The organism is Collinsella aerofaciens (genome assembly GCF_039062315.1).
Taxonomy (GTDB): domain Bacteria; phylum Actinomycetota; class Coriobacteriia; order Coriobacteriales; family Coriobacteriaceae; genus Collinsella; species Collinsella aerofaciens_BG.
In genome coordinates this window covers 71,212-85,303 of the sequence record NZ_JBCJBG010000001.1, presented here as the reverse complement: position 1 = coordinate 85,303, position 14,092 = coordinate 71,212, and the positions used below count along the sequence as shown (strand labels likewise).

The following is a 14,092-nucleotide window of genomic DNA, read 5'->3' as shown; positions in this document are numbered from 1 at the left end:
GCATTGCTTTGGGCGCTTGTTTTGGTATTTGGAGAAAGGAGACGGTTCCATGGCTCTTTGGGGCGGTCGTTTTGAGGCGGGCGTGGCCGAGGTCACGCAGGAGTTTGGCGCGTCGTTGCCGGTCGACAAGCATCTCTATAAGCAGGATATCGCTGGCTCTAAGGCGCATGCCAAGATGCTGGCCGCCCAGGGCATCATCAGTGCCGAGGACGAGCAGGCGATCGCCGAGGGCCTGACCGGAATCGAACAGGATATCGATGCCGGCAACTTTACCTTCGATATCAACGACGAGGACATCCATATGTCCATCGAGAGCGAGCTGACGCGTCGCATCGGTGAGGCCGGTAAGCGCTTGCATACCGGGCGTTCGCGCAACGACCAGGTGGCGACCGATACGCGCCTGGGCGTCAAGGCGCTTGCCAAGGAGCTCATGGAGGCCAATCTTGAGCTGCGCCATGTGCTGGTGGATGCGGCCAAGAAGTACGACAAGGTGATTCTGCCGGGCTACACGCATATGCAGCACGCTCAGCCCGTGCTGCTGTCGCATCATCTGCTGGCATATTCCTGGATGTTCGCGCGTGACTTTACGCGCCTGAAGGCCGCCTTTGATGCCGCCGACAACTGTCCACTGGGTGCTGCCGCGCTTGCCGGCACGAGCTATCCGCTCGATCGCCAGATGACGGCTGCCGAACTTGGCTTTGCGGGCGTGATTCCCAACTCGCTCGATGCGGTTTCTGACCGTGATTTCCTGCTCGACCTGCATTACGCCGGCTCCGTCATGGCCATGCACCTGTCGCGTCTTTCCGAGGAGATCGTGCTGTGGTCGAGCTCCGAATTTGGCTTTATCACGCTTTCAGACTCTTACTCCACCGGCTCGTCTATCATGCCGCAGAAGAAGAACCCCGACTTTGCCGAGCTTATCCGCGGCAAGAGCGGTCGCGTGTACGGCAACCTGGTGCAGTTGCTCGTGACCATGAAGGGCTTGCCGCTCGCCTATAACAAGGACTTGCAGGAGGACAAGGAGGGCGCGCTCGATACCGCCCATACGCTCATGCAGTGTCTGTCCGTTATGGCCGGAATGATTTCGACTTGGACCGTCAACGAGGATGCCATGGCGCGCGAGTGCGGCGTGGGACACCTTGCCGCCACCGATGTTGCCGATTACCTGGCCAAGCGTGGCCTGCCGTTCCGCGAGGCACATGCCGTGGTGGGGCATCTGGTCCTGATGTGCGAGAAGCACGGCTGTAATCTTGAGGACCTGCCGTTTGAGGTGTTCCAGGAGGCAAGCCCGCTCTTTGAGCGCGACATTACCGAGGCGCTCGACATCCCGTCGATTGTCGCCGCGCGCACGACCGAGGGCGGCACCGCTCCTGCCGCCGTTGCCGCGCAGCTGCAGCGTGCCGAGTCACAGCTCGTGGCCGACGAGGGCGCGTTTGGATCGCTGACCAAGGTAGTCGAGATGGGACACGGGGCAAAGTAGGGGTTTGGCTGAAGCCGTATTGCCCTTTTATCGATAAATCGTTTTGCTTTTACGGGCGCCTTCTGTTGCGGGCGCCCGTATTTTGTTGCTATGGGGGAGGGGCTTGTCGAGAACTTCTGTAGGACCTTTGGGCAGGTTGTGAAGGGGATACGTTCGCGGGTGGCAACCGACCGTCTGCTCTGTTCGATGCGGTTGATGGGCGGTCGGATGGTACTCTAATCGGGCTTCGAAACAGAAGTGACACATATGGAGCGCTTTAATAAATTGCAGCGTTTCAATAAACAGCTTTTTGTTTAACTGCAGCTAAAACTCTGTTACGATGCAGTCCAGGCGGGTGCCGGAATGGGACTTGGGCACGCGCGAACCTACTTGAAAGGCTACCTTATGGCTATCGAGAAGACCTTCATCATGATTAAGCCCGACGCCGTGCGCGACCGTAAGATCGGCGAGATCGTTGCTCGCATTGAGCGCAGCGGTCTTGTCATCGAGCGCATGGAGATGACCACGCTCGAGCGCGCTACCGTCGAGGAGCACTACGCCCATCTGGCCGACAAGCCCTTCTTTGGCGGTCTCTGCGACTTTATGACGAGCGGTCCGGTCGTCAAGATGGTCGTTTCCGGTCTCTCCGCTGTCTCCAAGATGCGCACCCTTATGGGCGCTACCAACCCGCTTGATGCTGCCCCCGGCACCATTCGCGGCGACTTTGCTGTCGATGTCAACGCCAACGTGATCCACGGCTCCGACTGCCTGGAGAACGCCGAGATCGAGATCAAGCGCTTTTTTGGCTAAACCAGCTTTGACTCCTTAAAGCTGTTAGCGTGTGGCTTGGGCGCTGCGGAATTCCATCCGCGGCGCCCTTTTTATTCCAAAATCTATGAAGGGGCCCGCTCGGACATGAGTTCCGAGCGGGCCCCTGCTGTTAGCTTGTGGCACTGAGTAGTTTAGGCCTCGTCGACGACCTTGAGGCCGCGCGTGTGGTCGATCTCGTTGAGGAGGTTAACGCGACGCTCGTGACGACCGCCCTCAAACTCGGCGTCGAGCCACTCGTCGACAATCATCTTGGCGAGCTCGGAGCCCACGACGCGGGCGCCAAAGGCGAGCACGTTGGTGTTGTTGTGCATGCGGGAGAGCTTGGCGCTGAAGGGCTCGGAGCATACGACGGCGCGAACACCTTCGACCTTGTTGGCGGCCAGGCTGATGCCGACGCCGGTACCGCAGATCAGGATACCCAGGTCGACGTCACCGTTGGCCACGGCCTTACCCACCTTGTAGCCGGCGATGGGGTAATCGAAGCTCTCGGAGGTGTCGGTGCCAAAGTTCACGACCTCGCAGCCGCGCTCCTTCAGGTGCTCGGAGATGATGTTCTTGAGCTCGACGGCGGCGTGGTCGTTACCGATACCAATCTTCATGAGTGGTTCCTCTCTGGTCCGTGCGGCGGAATTGCTAAAGGTTTTACCGCGTTCGACTGCATGATAGCGCGACTTTTGTGTAAACGCTCGGGCGTTTTTTGGTCAAACGCTTTAGCATGCAACAAGACCGGCTTCGCATGAATGAATGCCGTCAGATTGCGCTTAAGCGCCGTCCGTCGGAACCATGGTTGCGGTTTCTGATGCATTGTTATCAAATAAAAGAGTTAACTATTATCGAGAGCCCAGTTCGTTATGTAAGCAGGAGATACCTATGCCTACCGATTCCATCCGTGATGCCGCTTTTTGCGATGTCTTGAACCGCGAGCTTGTCTGCGCGCTCGGCTGCACCGAGCCCATTGCCGTTGCCTATGCAGCGGCGCTGGCGAGCCAGACACTCGGTTGCGAACCCGATCATATGGACGTTGCCTGCTCGGGCAATATCATCAAGAACGTTAAGAGCGTGACCGTGCCCAACTCGGGCGGTATGCACGGTATTGAAGCGGCGGCCGTGCTGGGTGCCGTGGGCGGTGACGCCAAGAGCGCGCTCGAGGTGCTCGAGAGCGTTGACGATGAAGACCGTGCTCGCGTGACCGAGCTTCTCGCCGACGCCGGCTACTGCTGTGTGTCGCTTGTCGAGGGTGTGCCCAACCTCTACATCAAGGTGACTGCCACGGCCGGAGGCCATACCGCAGTCGTCGAGATCACCGACCACCACACCAACGTCACGTGCCATACGCTCGACGGTATTCCGGTATGCGGCAAGTCGGCGGGGGAGTGTGCCGCCTGCGCCGAGCGCGTCGTGGCCGAGCGCGCGGTAGATAGCGCCAACACGCCCATGTCGATCGAGACCATCATCGACTTTATCGAGGACGGTGACATTGAGGACGCCCGCGCTGCCGTTGAGCGCCAGATTGAGCTGAACGGTGCGATTAGTGCCGAGGGCCTGGCGCACGCTTGGGGCGCCGAGGTCGGCCGTACGCTGTTGGGCGCTCGTGCCGATGACGTCGCCTGCCGTGCCCGCGCCCGTGCAGCCGCCGGGTCCGACGCCCGCATGAACGGCTGCGCGTTGCCGGTCGCCATTGTGTGCGGCTCGGGCAATCAGGGCATTACCTGCGCACTGCCCGTTATGGAGTATGCTGAGTTCCTGCGCTGCGACCACGAGCGCCTGGTGCGCGCCGTGATGCTGTCCGATCTGATCGCCGTGCATATCAAGAGCTATATTGGTGCGCTCTCGGCGTTTTGCGGTGCTATTTGCGCCGCATGCGGTGCCGGTGCCGCGATTACCTGGCTGTGCGGTGGCACGCGTGAGCAGATTGGCGCGACGGTCTCGAACACGCTCGGTAACGTGGGCGGCATCGTGTGCGATGGCGCCAAGGCAAGCTGCGCCGCCAAGATTTCGGCTGCCGTCGATGCTGCGATTCTGGGCCACGATATGGCCATGCAGGGCCGCGGCTTCCGCGCCGGTGAGGGCCTGATCCAGGATACCGTCGAGCAGACAATCGCCAGCATGGGCTACGTGGGCCGTGTAGGTATGAAAGATACCGATGTCGAGATCCTCAACATCATGATCGGCAAAACCCAGGTTTGTTAGGACAGTTCGTCGGCTACTTGGTGTTCGTAGAAGGCTTCGATTACGGCGTTAAAGTCGCGGGCGAAGTCTTCCATGGTTCCGCGCCAGGTGGCTCGGCTGGGCTTGCCTTGGCCAACATAGGCGGTTTGAATACCGCAGGCGGGGCTGGGGAAGTCGCGTTTGGGATCGTTGCCCACCATAAGGACCTCGTGCGGCTCGAGCCCCATCACCTGAAGCTGCTCTAGATAGTAGGTGGCATCGGGCTTGCAGCGGGTGGTGTTTCCCATGTGCGTGACGAGCTCAAAGGGAGCATCGGCCAGGTCGCCCCAGCCCATGCGGCACTCGATGGCCCCCTGGGGAAAGCTGGGGTTGGTAAAGAGCGCGCAACGCAGTCCAGCGTTCTGTACGGCCTGGAGCGCGGCGTGCGCGCCCGGCATGGCGTGTGCGTTAATGACATCGTCGTTCTTGTACGGAAGAACTTCGCGATCATAGTAGGTAAACGCCTCGTAGATGATGGGATCGGAGAGGCGGATACCGCATCGACGCTCGACCTCTTCTTGGTAAAACTCAAGATTGGTGCGGTTGTCCGTGCCGCTGCGGCGATTGGCGTTGAGGTCGACCAAGATGGTGCCGAGGCGTGCCATCGTGCCACCGCGGCTGCGGCGGCCGATATCCGCGAGCATCGAAGAGACATCCTTAAAATAGCGAAGGATGAACGCGTTGAGGTTGATGCTGAGAAGCGTCTCGTCCATATCGAAAACGACTGCTTTGAGCACGCGGGCACCTTTCTCGAAAAATCGATCTAGAATCGTTGGCTCCGGATACTTTACCCCAAAGCCGAATGCCTGGCTGGTTATCGTCAAGTTGCGGAGACGTGTGTTCATAAGATTACGAAAAAGTCTCCACACGAGTAAAAAATCGCAGTTCACGCTTGAAATCGAACTCATTTCCCCGTAACCTATACGAACGTGATTGCATAAGCGTCACATTAGTATCTGTCGGCTCCCGAGTGTTCCTAAACGTTGTGTGCTTGTCGCACCCTTCTGTAGGTCCTAGCAATCGGGGCCCCGTAGTTCGAAAGGGGTCCACCTTTGAGTGAGATTCAGAACTCGTCCATTTTCTCTCTTGACGATGTCAATGAGGAGGAGATGAACAACCTCATCGACGGTACGATTACCGACTTTGATGAGGGCGATCTCGTTAACGGCACTGTCGTTAAGATCGAGCATGACGAGGTGCTCGTTGACATCGGATTCAAGTCCGAGGGCGTTATCCCGGTCCGCGAGCTGTCCATCCGCAAGGACGCTAACCCTGCAGACATCGTTGCACTCGGTGATCCCATCGAGGCTCTGGTTCTCCAGAAGGAGGACAAGGACGGTCGTCTGGTCCTGTCCAAGAAGCGTGCCGAGTACGAGCGTGCTTGGAACCGCATCGAGGAGAAGTTCAACTCCGGCGAGAACGTCGAGGGCGAGGTTATCGAGGTTGTCAAGGGCGGCCTGATCCTCGACATCGGCCTGCGTGGCTTCCTGCCCGCTTCCCTCGTCGACCTCCGTCGCGTCAAGGACCTCACCTCCTACATGGGCACCCGCATCGAGGCCCGCGTCATCGAGATGGACCGCAACCGCAACAACGTCGTCCTCTCCCGTCGCGTCGTGCTCGAGGAGTCCCGTAAGGCCGAGCGCTCCGAGATCCTGTCCAAGCTCAAGTCTGGTATGCGTCTCCAGGGCACCGTTTCCTCCATCGTCGACTTCGGCGCCTTCGTCGACCTCGGCGGTATCGACGGCCTCATCCACATCTCCGAGCTCTCCTGGAACCACGTCAACCATCCTTCCGAGGTTGTCAAGGTCGGCCAGGAGGTCGAGGTCGAGGTTCTCGACGTCGATCTCAACCGCGAGCGCATCTCCCTGGGTCTCAAGCAGACCACCGAGGATCCGTGGCGCGCACTGGTCAAGAAGTACCCCGTCGGCGCTATCGTCGAGGGCACTGTGACCAAGCTTGTCCCGTTCGGCGCTTTCGTCGACCTGGGCGAGGGCATCGAGGGCCTGGTGCACATCTCCGAGATGGCCAACAAGCACGTCGATCAGCCTTCTCAGGTCACCCATGTGGGCGACAAGGTTCAGGTCAAGGTCATGGAGATCGACCTCGACCGTCGTCGTATCTCCCTGTCCATGAAGTCCGCTGCTGAGACTCTGGGCGTCGAGATCGAGGTTACCCCGCTGCCTTCCGAGAAGAAGGACGAGGAGACCGACGCCGAGTAAATCGGTTTGACGATCACTTGTTTTAAGGGACCCGTCCGCAATGGACGGGTCCCTTTTTGCATTTGTTGCTGAGGTACGCGATGCTGCCCGTGCGCAATGCTGCCCGGGCTGTCCACGGGCTATTGGGTTGTCGGTGCATGAAAAATGCCGACATCCCGCCTCGGGGAGGAGGCGGGAACGCACCGAGTAGACGGAGGGGTGCGGAGCGCGGTCGCGTCTCGACTGACGACGTTGCCCATCGACGACTCTATTGTACTGCATAGCGCGGTTCTTGGTTTATCGTGTCGAACGCTTGTGTTGTGCCATTGCCTGCGGCAACGGTGTGCTACACTCTTGCACTGCTGAGTGGGCCAGACGGTCGCGCGATGTGCTGCTTGCAGCACGCGTGAGGAAAGTCCGGGCTCCAGAGGGCGGGATGCCGGCTAACGGCCGGGCGGAGTGATCCGACGGAAAGCGCCGCAGAAAAGAAGACTCCCACCTGCGCCGCAAGGCGTAAAGGGAAAAGCTGAAACGGTGGTGTAAGAGACCACCAGCGTCGTGGCAACACGGCGGCTTGGCAAGCCCCATCCGGAGCAAGCGCGAATAGGAACGCTATGGGCCGGCCCGGTCCGCGTTCGGGTAGCGTGCGTGGAGCTGCATGGTAACGTGCAGACAAGATAAATGACCGTTCACGACAGAACCCGGCTTACAAGCCCACTCGGCACTTTGTTGACGCTGCGAACCCGTCAGCGCGGCAATCTGCCTTTCAAGCCTTCGGGCATGACCATAAGGTCAATGCCCTCGTCTTTCAAGGCACCTTGCTCGCGCTGACGGGTTCTCGCTTTCCTTGGCGGAATCATCGGCGGTTCCGTTCTTGGCATGTCGTTGTTTTTGCCTGGTCATCGGCGTTACTGTTCTATTTACAGGGCTTATCGGTACGGCCTTTGCCGTATTATTGAGGCTGTTAGTTGCTGCGCTTTATTCTGTTGAGGGGCTTTGTTGGACAGCTATTTTACTCTGCAATCGAATATTGAGGCTTCGGGCGAGTTTGTGGACCGCAAGAGTCGGTTTATTGCTCAGCTGGTCCATATTGAGTCCGAGGATGAGGCGAATGCCTTTATCGAGATGGTTCGCAAGCGTCATTACGACGCTCGGCATAATGTTCCCGCGTGGATTTTGGTCGATGGACGCGAGCGCCAGAGCGATGATGGTGAGCCGAGCCGCACGAGCGGTATGCCGACGCTCGAGGTGCTGCGTGGCGCGGGGCTCAAAAATGTTTGCTGCGTAGTGACGCGCTATTTTGGTGGCACGCTGTTGGGGCCTGGTGGCTTGGTGCGCGCCTATACCGCGGCGACGCAGGCGGCGGTGGTCTCGGCTCGGGAGTCCGGGCAGATCGTCGAGATGACAAGCGTCGTGCCTGTTGACGTGCATGTGGCCTATCCGCAGTATGAGCAGGTGCTTCGCTTGGCGCAGGATTCGGGTGCCAAGGTTTCGGATACCGATTACGCGGATACCGTTACACTTCACTTGGTGTTTAAGGCGGGGGAGCAGGAGCCATTTTGCGCCAAGATGCGCGAGCTTATGGCGGGACGCGAGGAGATCGAGGTCGGCGCTCCCGAATTTGCCGAGTTCTGACGGCGACGGCCGGCGTGCTTTTGGATGGATCCCAAGCGCGCCGGCCGTCGTTTTATGCCGCTGGTGTTTACTCGGCGAGCTGCTTTAGCATATCGCAGGCGATCTCGATGGCATCGTCGATGCAACCGGGGCAGCTGCGGAGCGGACCCTTATCCGATCCGATGCCCTTGAGCGTGCCGCAGACGGTCGTCGTGTTCTTCTCGTCAAAACGCTTTGCGATTTCGCGCGACAGCTTGTAGGTCTGACTCTTGGTCTTGGGGTTTTCCATGCCATCGCTCATTACAAAGCCCATGATGGCCACGGCGCCCGAGATGGCGCCGCAGGTTTCGGTCATGCCGCCCATGCCGGCGCCAAAGCCCTCGGTGAGGGTAAAGGCGGTCTGGGGGTCGAGCCCGACGGCGGGTGCAAGCGTGCAGGCGACGGCCTGTGCGCAGTTAAAGCCGCAGGCGTGGTATTCGGCAGCCTGAGCCTGACAGGCGGTGATGTCGAGCTGGGCCGTATCGATTTGCTTCATCGTTGTCTCCTTGGTCACGGTGTACCCGCCTATGGTACCCGTGACGGTGCGTGTAATCATCGAGAGCTTCATGGATGCCCTATTTTTATCTATCGAGCAAATGTCCAAGGCTTGAGATAAATGCCCCTGATCGATTTGTCCCATAACCTACATTGGGGATGGGTTGAGAGGGGTGCGGGGTAGCGGTATCGTGAACCAAATAAAACGTAACCCAGGCAAGGGAGCTAGATATGAGCGAGCAGACCATCGGTACTACATGTGTTCAGGGCGGCTATCACCCGGGAGATGCCGAGCCGCGCCAGGTGCCCATCTACCAGTCCACCACGTGGAAGTACGACACGTCCGAGCACATGGGCAAGCTGTTTGACCTAGAGGAGTCGGGCTACTTCTACAGCCGTCTGCAGAACCCCACGTGCGACCTGGTTGCCGCCAAGATCTGCGAGATGGAGGGCGGCACCGCTGCGATGCTCACGAGCTCGGGCATGGCCGCGAACTTCCTCGCGATCTTTAACGTGGCCGGTGCCGGCGATCATGTGGTCGCGAGCTCTGCCATCTACGGCGGTACCTACAACCTGCTGGCTCATACCATGGGTCGCATGGGCTTGACCTGCACGTTCGTTGCCCCCGACTGCACCGATGAGGAGCTCGAGGCAGCCTTTGAGCCCAACACCAAGCTCGTCTTTGGCGAGACCATCGCCAATCCCGCCCTCGCCGTGCTCGACATTGAGCGTTTTGCCAAGGCCGCGCACGACCACGGCGTGCCGCTGATGGTCGACAACACCTTCCCGACGCCCGTGATGTGTCGTCCCTTTGAGTGGGGCGCCGACATCGTTACGCACTCCACCACCAAGTACATGGATGGACATGCTGCTTACCTGGGCGGCGTCATCGTCGACCATGGCCAGTTTGACTGGATGGCCCATGCAGACAAGTTCCCGGGTCTCACCACGCCCGACGAGAGCTACCACGGCGTGACCTATGCCGAGAAGTTCGGTCGTGAGGGCGCCTTCATTACCAAGGCAACCGCTCAGCTCATGCGTGACCTCGGCCCCATGCAGAACCCGCAGGCGGCATTTTTCCTGAACAGCTCGCTCGAGAGCCTGCACGTGCGCATGCCGCGTCATTGCGAGAACGGCCTGGCCGTTGCCAAGTTCCTGCAGAACCATTCCAAGGTGCGCTTCGTGAGCTATCCGGGCCTGGAGGGCGACAAGTACTATGACCTGGCTCAGAAGTACATGCCCAACGGCACCTGCGGCGTCGTGAGCTTTGGCTTTAACGGTGGCCGCGCGGCGGCCGAGACCTTTATGAAGAGCCTTAAGCTCGCCCAGATCGCCACGCACGTGGCTGACGCTCGCACTTGCTGCCTGCATCCCGCTAATGCCACGCATCGCCAGATGAACGATGATGAGCTCATCGCCTGCGGCATCTCCGCCGATATGGTGCGTCTGTCGTGCGGCCTCGAGGACACGGCCGATCTGATTGCCGACCTTGAGCAGGCGCTTGAGCAGTGCTAGGCTAGCTTCCCGTATGAAGCGACGGTGCCCCTTGGGGTTCCGGTGACATATAGTTCCGATTCCGTAGGCGGGACCCCAATCGCGGTTGTTTGCTGGCGATTGGGGCCCCGTTTTTTGCGTTGGGCCACTCGAAAGGATGGATATGGAGAAAACTGCAGAGCAGCTGCGCCGCGAGCATATTGCCCTAGAGGGCGACACCCATGGCAAGAACAAATGGGCGATTCTGTTTACCGTGCTCATCATGACGTTTATGGTGTGTCTGGATTCGACCGTCGTGACCGTGGCGCTGCCCGTGATGCAAAAGGAGCTGGGCGTGGGCCTCGATCGCATCCAGCTGGTAAGCTCGGTGTATCTGCTTGCGACTTGCGTGGCTATGTTGCCGTTTGGCCGTCTGGGCGACGTGCGCGGCAAGGTGAATGTGTTCCAGCTGGGCGTCATCGTCTTTTCGGTCGGTTCGCTGCTGTGCGGCCTTTCGGCCTCGCTCGAGGTTCTTATCCTGGCACGCATTGTTCAGGGCGTCGGTTGCGCGGCGGCTATGGCCAACAACATGGGTATCATCACCGAGTCGTTTCCGGCGCGTGAGCGCGGTCGTGCTATGGGTATTCTCGCGACCTTCGTGGCCCTCGGCATGATGTGTGGCCCCGTGCTCGGCGGTATGCTGGTGGCAAGCTTTCCTTGGGAGAGCATCTTCCTCATCAACCTGCCCATTGGCGTCATCTCGTTTATCGTGGGGCTTTACACACTGCCGCATGTTAAGCCGGAGGCCGGCGAGCGCCCCATGTCGTTGGCGGGGGCCGCGCGTCGCTGCTTTGCAAATTCGGCCTTCACCATCAACCTTGCCTGCATGCTCATCGTGTTCGTTGGCATTGGCGCATCCGAGTTTATCCTGCCGTTCTATTTTCAGGATGCGCATGGGTTTGGGTCTGACGTTTCGGGTCTGCTGTTTTTGGCGCTGCCAATGGTGAATGCCTTTATCGGCCCGCTTTCGGGAACGGTTTCGGACCGTGTTGGCTGCGAGGGTCCCACGGCCGTTGGCCTGGGCGTGTACGTATGCGGTCTCTTTGCGGTAAGCACGCTCGACGAGCACTCTTCCATCCCTGTGATCGTGTGCTGCGTCGCGTTTATGTCGTGTGGTACGTCGATTTTCCAGAGCCCCAATAACTCGCTGTATATGGGCTCAGCTCCTCGCGAAGCACTCGGTTTTGCGGGCAGCTTGGGCAGTTTGGCGCGATACGCCGGCATGGCACTCGGTATTACGGTGGCGTCGAATATCCTATATGGGCAGATGAGCGTGGCGATGGGCGAGGCCGTGACCAGTTTTGTTGCAGGCCGTCCGGATGTGTTCCTGTTCGGCTTTCGCTCGGTGTTCTACGTGCTTATGGCTGTGGCCGCTGTGGGCTTTGCGCTTGCCATGGTGCGTTTGGTGAAGATGCGCGCCCGCCATTAGCTTGTGGTGGCAGGCTTGCCACGAATCGGGCCTATCTACTGGTCTTGCAGCTTTATGGTGCGATGCGGCTTGTGGGGCGGGCGGGGGTCGGTCCGTGGTAGACTATCGAACAACGTTTATTAATCGCGCGGTATCGTTGCCGCGAGAAGGGGTTGCGCCATGCAGGAGCTTGAGGATCGTATTCGCCATGACGGCATCGTAAAGGCCGGTAACGTCCTTAAGGTTGATGCCTTCCTCAACCACCAGTGCGACGTTGAGCTGTTCGACCACATGGGTGCCGAGTGGGCCCGTCTGTTCGAGGGTGTCGAGATCAACAAGATTCTGACGATCGAGGCTTCGGGCATTGGCATGGCTTGCATCGCAGCCCAGCATTTTGGCGGCGTGCCGGTAGTCTTTGCCAAGAAGGCACAGTCCATCAACCTTGACGGCGAGCAGTATGCCACGACCATCTATTCCTTTACCAAGCAGAAGGAGTACCCGGTTATCGTTGGCAAGCGCTTCCTGTCCGAGGGCGACAAGGTTCTGATCATCGACGATTTTTTGGCCAACGGCTGCGCGCTCGAGGGTCTTATCAAGATCTGCGAGGCTGCGGGCGCCGAGGTTGCCGGTATCGGCATTGCCGTGGAGAAGGGCTTCCAGGGCGGCGGCGATAAGCTCCGCGAGCGCGGTTTCCGCGTTGAGAGCCTGGCCCGTATCGCCGAAATGGACTGCGAGAACGGCGAGATCACGTTCGCCTAGGCGCGCAACACAAGCGATTGGTATGCGATGTGACAAAGGGACTGTCCCTTTGTCACATTTTTTGTATGAGGGGAGGTATTGATATGGATGAGAACAAGATGGGATGGCGCGAGTATGCGCGCTATGCCGAGATGTCGGTCGAGGAGCTGGCACGCGATTGCGAGGTGCAGGTGTTTCGCGCGACGGGTCCGGGTGGACAGGGCGTGAACACGACGGACTCGGCGGTGCGCATGAAGCATGGGCCCACGGGGATTGTCGTGACGGCGCGTGAGAGCCGCAGTCAGTTTCAGAATCGCAGCTGCTGTCTGCGTAAGCTGAGGGCAGAGCTTGAGCGTCGCGGGCGTCCACCGCGCCGACGCGTAAAGACCAAGGTGCCTCAGCGATCGCGCCAGCGCAGACTCAATGACAAGCACTTCAACGCGATTAAAAAGGCCAACCGTCGCAAGCCGGACGGGGAGGAATGATCTCCTCAATACGTTGCGGTGAAATAGGGACTGTTTTGCGGCTTTAGCTGCATAAACAGTCCCTATTTCACCGCAACTTAGGTGGGGTTAGCGGGTTGGGTGCCAGACCTCGAGAACGGCGGGAAGGATGTCCACCTCGATGCGCGAGGCGACGACGGGCTCGCCGTCGGCCTGGATGGGGTAGTCGGGCTCCTCAAAGGTAAGCTCGGCATGGCGACAGCGGCGCATGCGAACCGGTGGCAGCTTGGTATGGTGGCCATCTTTGGCCGAAAGGAACATGGGAAGCGCGACCGCACGGGGGACGGGGCCGCAGGCGTAGCAAACGTCGAGGATGCCGTCGCACGGGTCGGCGTCGGGACAGATGCGATAGCCCGAACCATAGGTGGGTCCCAGCTGGATGGCCATGATAATCGCCCTCACGCGCTCGGCGGGCGCGCCGTCAAAGCTGACTGTCATGGGGTAGTTGCGATAGCGCAGGCCAAACTGCTCAAGTCCCGAGAGAGTGTAGAGCGGAGCGCCCGTCAAGCCGGTCTTTTTGCGCAGCTCGGTGGTGCCCAGGCCGATGGCGGCATCGATGCCGACCGAAAGCGTCTGATCGTAGTACTCAACGGTAGCCTCGCCGCCGCCGCTCGCAGGGCTCCATGAGCGAATGCGCCCGATGTCCTGACGCTGCAGCTCGCAGGTGAGCAGCGCGCCAAAATCCTTTCCGGAGAAATCGTCGATACCGAGGGTCTGGGCAAAATCGTTGCCGGAGCCTACGGGTAGAACGGCAAGGGCGGGACGGACCGCCTCATCCTGCGTCATGAGCCCATTGACGACCTCGTGGATCACTCCGTCGCCGCCGAGTGCGATAACCGTGCGGTAGCCCTGGGCCCGTGCGGCAAGTTCCTTGGCATGTCCCATGCGCTCGGTCAGCACCAGATCAAACTGGGATGAGCGCGCGGTCATGTCCAAAAAGCGCTGCAGGCGCTCGGCAACTTCGCGCGCCGCACCCGACTGGGCGGCGGGGTTGGCGATGATGAGCGTGCGACCAAAATCAGTTGCGTGCATGGGGCGACTCCCGGCGTGTGACATGACAGTGCGG

Annotated in this window: 12 protein-coding genes, 1 other RNA gene and 1 pseudogene; 10 read left to right on the top strand and 4 right to left on the bottom strand. The window is 59.8% G+C overall.

Features of this window, described 5'->3' with window-relative positions; all coding sequences use genetic code 11:
• The first annotated feature begins 49 nt into the window (after nt 1–49).
• Nucleotides 50–1,480: an argininosuccinate lyase gene (argH, locus tag ABCP74_RS00380; protein ID WP_343001245.1), complete on the top strand. Its 1,431-nt coding sequence runs from the start codon at nt 50–52 to the stop codon at nt 1,478–1,480.
• Nucleotides 1,481–1,864: 384 nt separating this feature from the next.
• Nucleotides 1,865–2,269, top strand: a complete 405-nt coding sequence (ndk, locus tag ABCP74_RS00375) for a nucleoside-diphosphate kinase (protein WP_055251725.1) — start codon at nt 1,865–1,867, stop codon at nt 2,267–2,269.
• A 152-nt stretch (nt 2,270–2,421) separates the two neighbouring features.
• On the opposite strand, the gene rpiB is transcribed toward ndk, so the two are convergent.
• Nucleotides 2,422–2,889 (bottom strand): ribose 5-phosphate isomerase B, encoded by a 468-nt coding sequence (gene rpiB / locus ABCP74_RS00370; RefSeq protein WP_006234151.1) that lies wholly within the window; start codon nt 2,887–2,889, stop codon nt 2,422–2,424.
• Between the two features lie 271 nt (nt 2,890–3,160).
• Between rpiB and ABCP74_RS00365 the strand changes: the two genes are divergently transcribed.
• Nucleotides 3,161–4,480: an L-cysteine desulfidase family protein gene (locus ABCP74_RS00365; RefSeq protein WP_343001244.1), complete on the top strand. Its 1,320-nt coding sequence runs from the start codon at nt 3,161–3,163 to the stop codon at nt 4,478–4,480.
• Here ABCP74_RS00365 and ABCP74_RS00360 read toward each other — a convergent pair.
• Complete coding sequence (locus ABCP74_RS00360; RefSeq protein WP_343001243.1) at nt 4,477–5,235, bottom strand: HAD family hydrolase; 759 nt, start codon at nt 5,233–5,235, stop codon at nt 4,477–4,479. The genes ABCP74_RS00365 and ABCP74_RS00360 overlap by 4 nt on opposite strands.
• A 315-nt stretch (nt 5,236–5,550) precedes the next feature.
• On the opposite strand from ABCP74_RS00360, the gene rpsA reads away from it, so the two are divergent.
• From rpsA to ABCP74_RS00345, 3 genes are all read left to right on the top strand, one after another.
• Entirely contained in the window at nt 5,551–6,717 is a 1,167-nt protein-coding gene (gene rpsA / locus ABCP74_RS00355; protein ID WP_022095232.1) for a 30S ribosomal protein S1, read from the top strand.
• Between the two features lie 342 nt (nt 6,718–7,059).
• An RNA gene (rnpB, locus tag ABCP74_RS00350) (RNase P RNA component class A) lies at nt 7,060–7,421 on the top strand.
• Between the two features lie 271 nt (nt 7,422–7,692).
• Nucleotides 7,693–8,331, top strand: coding sequence for a YigZ family protein (locus ABCP74_RS00345; protein ID WP_343001242.1), 639 nt, complete (start codon nt 7,693–7,695; stop codon nt 8,329–8,331).
• 67 nt (nt 8,332–8,398) lie between these two features.
• On the opposite strand, the gene ABCP74_RS00340 is transcribed toward ABCP74_RS00345, so the two are convergent.
• Nucleotides 8,399–8,845 (bottom strand): C-GCAxxG-C-C family protein, encoded by a 447-nt coding sequence (locus ABCP74_RS00340; protein ID WP_343001241.1) that lies wholly within the window; start codon nt 8,843–8,845, stop codon nt 8,399–8,401.
• A 230-nt stretch (nt 8,846–9,075) separates the two neighbouring features.
• Between ABCP74_RS00340 and ABCP74_RS00335 the strand changes: the two genes are divergently transcribed.
• The 4 genes and pseudogenes from ABCP74_RS00335 to ABCP74_RS00320 form a co-directional block, all read left to right on the top strand.
• Complete coding sequence (locus ABCP74_RS00335) at nt 9,076–10,359, top strand: O-acetylhomoserine aminocarboxypropyltransferase/cysteine synthase family protein (RefSeq protein ID WP_343001240.1); 1,284 nt, start codon at nt 9,076–9,078, stop codon at nt 10,357–10,359.
• Between the two features lie 142 nt (nt 10,360–10,501).
• Nucleotides 10,502–11,806, top strand: coding sequence for an MFS transporter (locus ABCP74_RS00330; protein WP_343001239.1), 1,305 nt, complete (start codon nt 10,502–10,504; stop codon nt 11,804–11,806).
• A gap of 159 nt (nt 11,807–11,965) precedes the next feature.
• Entirely contained in the window at nt 11,966–12,544 is a 579-nt protein-coding gene (locus ABCP74_RS00325) for a xanthine phosphoribosyltransferase (protein ID WP_117758705.1), read from the top strand.
• Between the two features lie 152 nt (nt 12,545–12,696).
• Nucleotides 12,697–13,008, top strand: a pseudogene (locus ABCP74_RS00320) (peptide chain release factor-like protein); the annotation flags it as partial.
• A gap of 87 nt (nt 13,009–13,095) precedes the next feature.
• On the opposite strand, the gene ABCP74_RS00315 reads toward ABCP74_RS00320, so the two are convergent.
• Nucleotides 13,096–14,058 carry a diacylglycerol/lipid kinase family protein gene (locus ABCP74_RS00315; RefSeq protein WP_343001238.1) on the bottom strand — a complete coding sequence of 321 codons (963 nt, stop codon included), beginning with the start codon at nt 14,056–14,058 and terminating at the stop codon, nt 13,096–13,098.
• Nucleotides 14,059–14,092 lie beyond the last annotated feature (34 nt).

Coding starts and splice junctions, on each gene's coding strand:
- rpiB (WP_006234151.1), bottom strand. CDS start 2,889: ATGAAGATTGGTATCGGTAACGACCACGCCGCCGTCGAGCTCAAGAAC.
- ABCP74_RS00340 (WP_343001241.1), bottom strand. CDS start 8,845: ATGAAGCAAATCGATACGGCCCAGCTCGACATCACCGCCTGTCAGGCT.
- ndk (WP_055251725.1), top strand. CDS start 1,865: ATGGCTATCGAGAAGACCTTCATCATGATTAAGCCCGACGCCGTGCGC.
- ABCP74_RS00365 (WP_343001244.1), top strand. CDS start 3,161: ATGCCTACCGATTCCATCCGTGATGCCGCTTTTTGCGATGTCTTGAAC.
- ABCP74_RS00335 (WP_343001240.1), top strand. CDS start 9,076: ATGAGCGAGCAGACCATCGGTACTACATGTGTTCAGGGCGGCTATCAC.
- ABCP74_RS00315 (WP_343001238.1), bottom strand. CDS start 14,058: ATGCACGCAACTGATTTTGGTCGCACGCTCATCATCGCCAACCCCGCC.
- ABCP74_RS00325 (WP_117758705.1), top strand. CDS start 11,966: ATGCAGGAGCTTGAGGATCGTATTCGCCATGACGGCATCGTAAAGGCC.
- argH (WP_343001245.1), top strand. CDS start 50: ATGGCTCTTTGGGGCGGTCGTTTTGAGGCGGGCGTGGCCGAGGTCACG.
- ABCP74_RS00330 (WP_343001239.1), top strand. CDS start 10,502: ATGGAGAAAACTGCAGAGCAGCTGCGCCGCGAGCATATTGCCCTAGAG.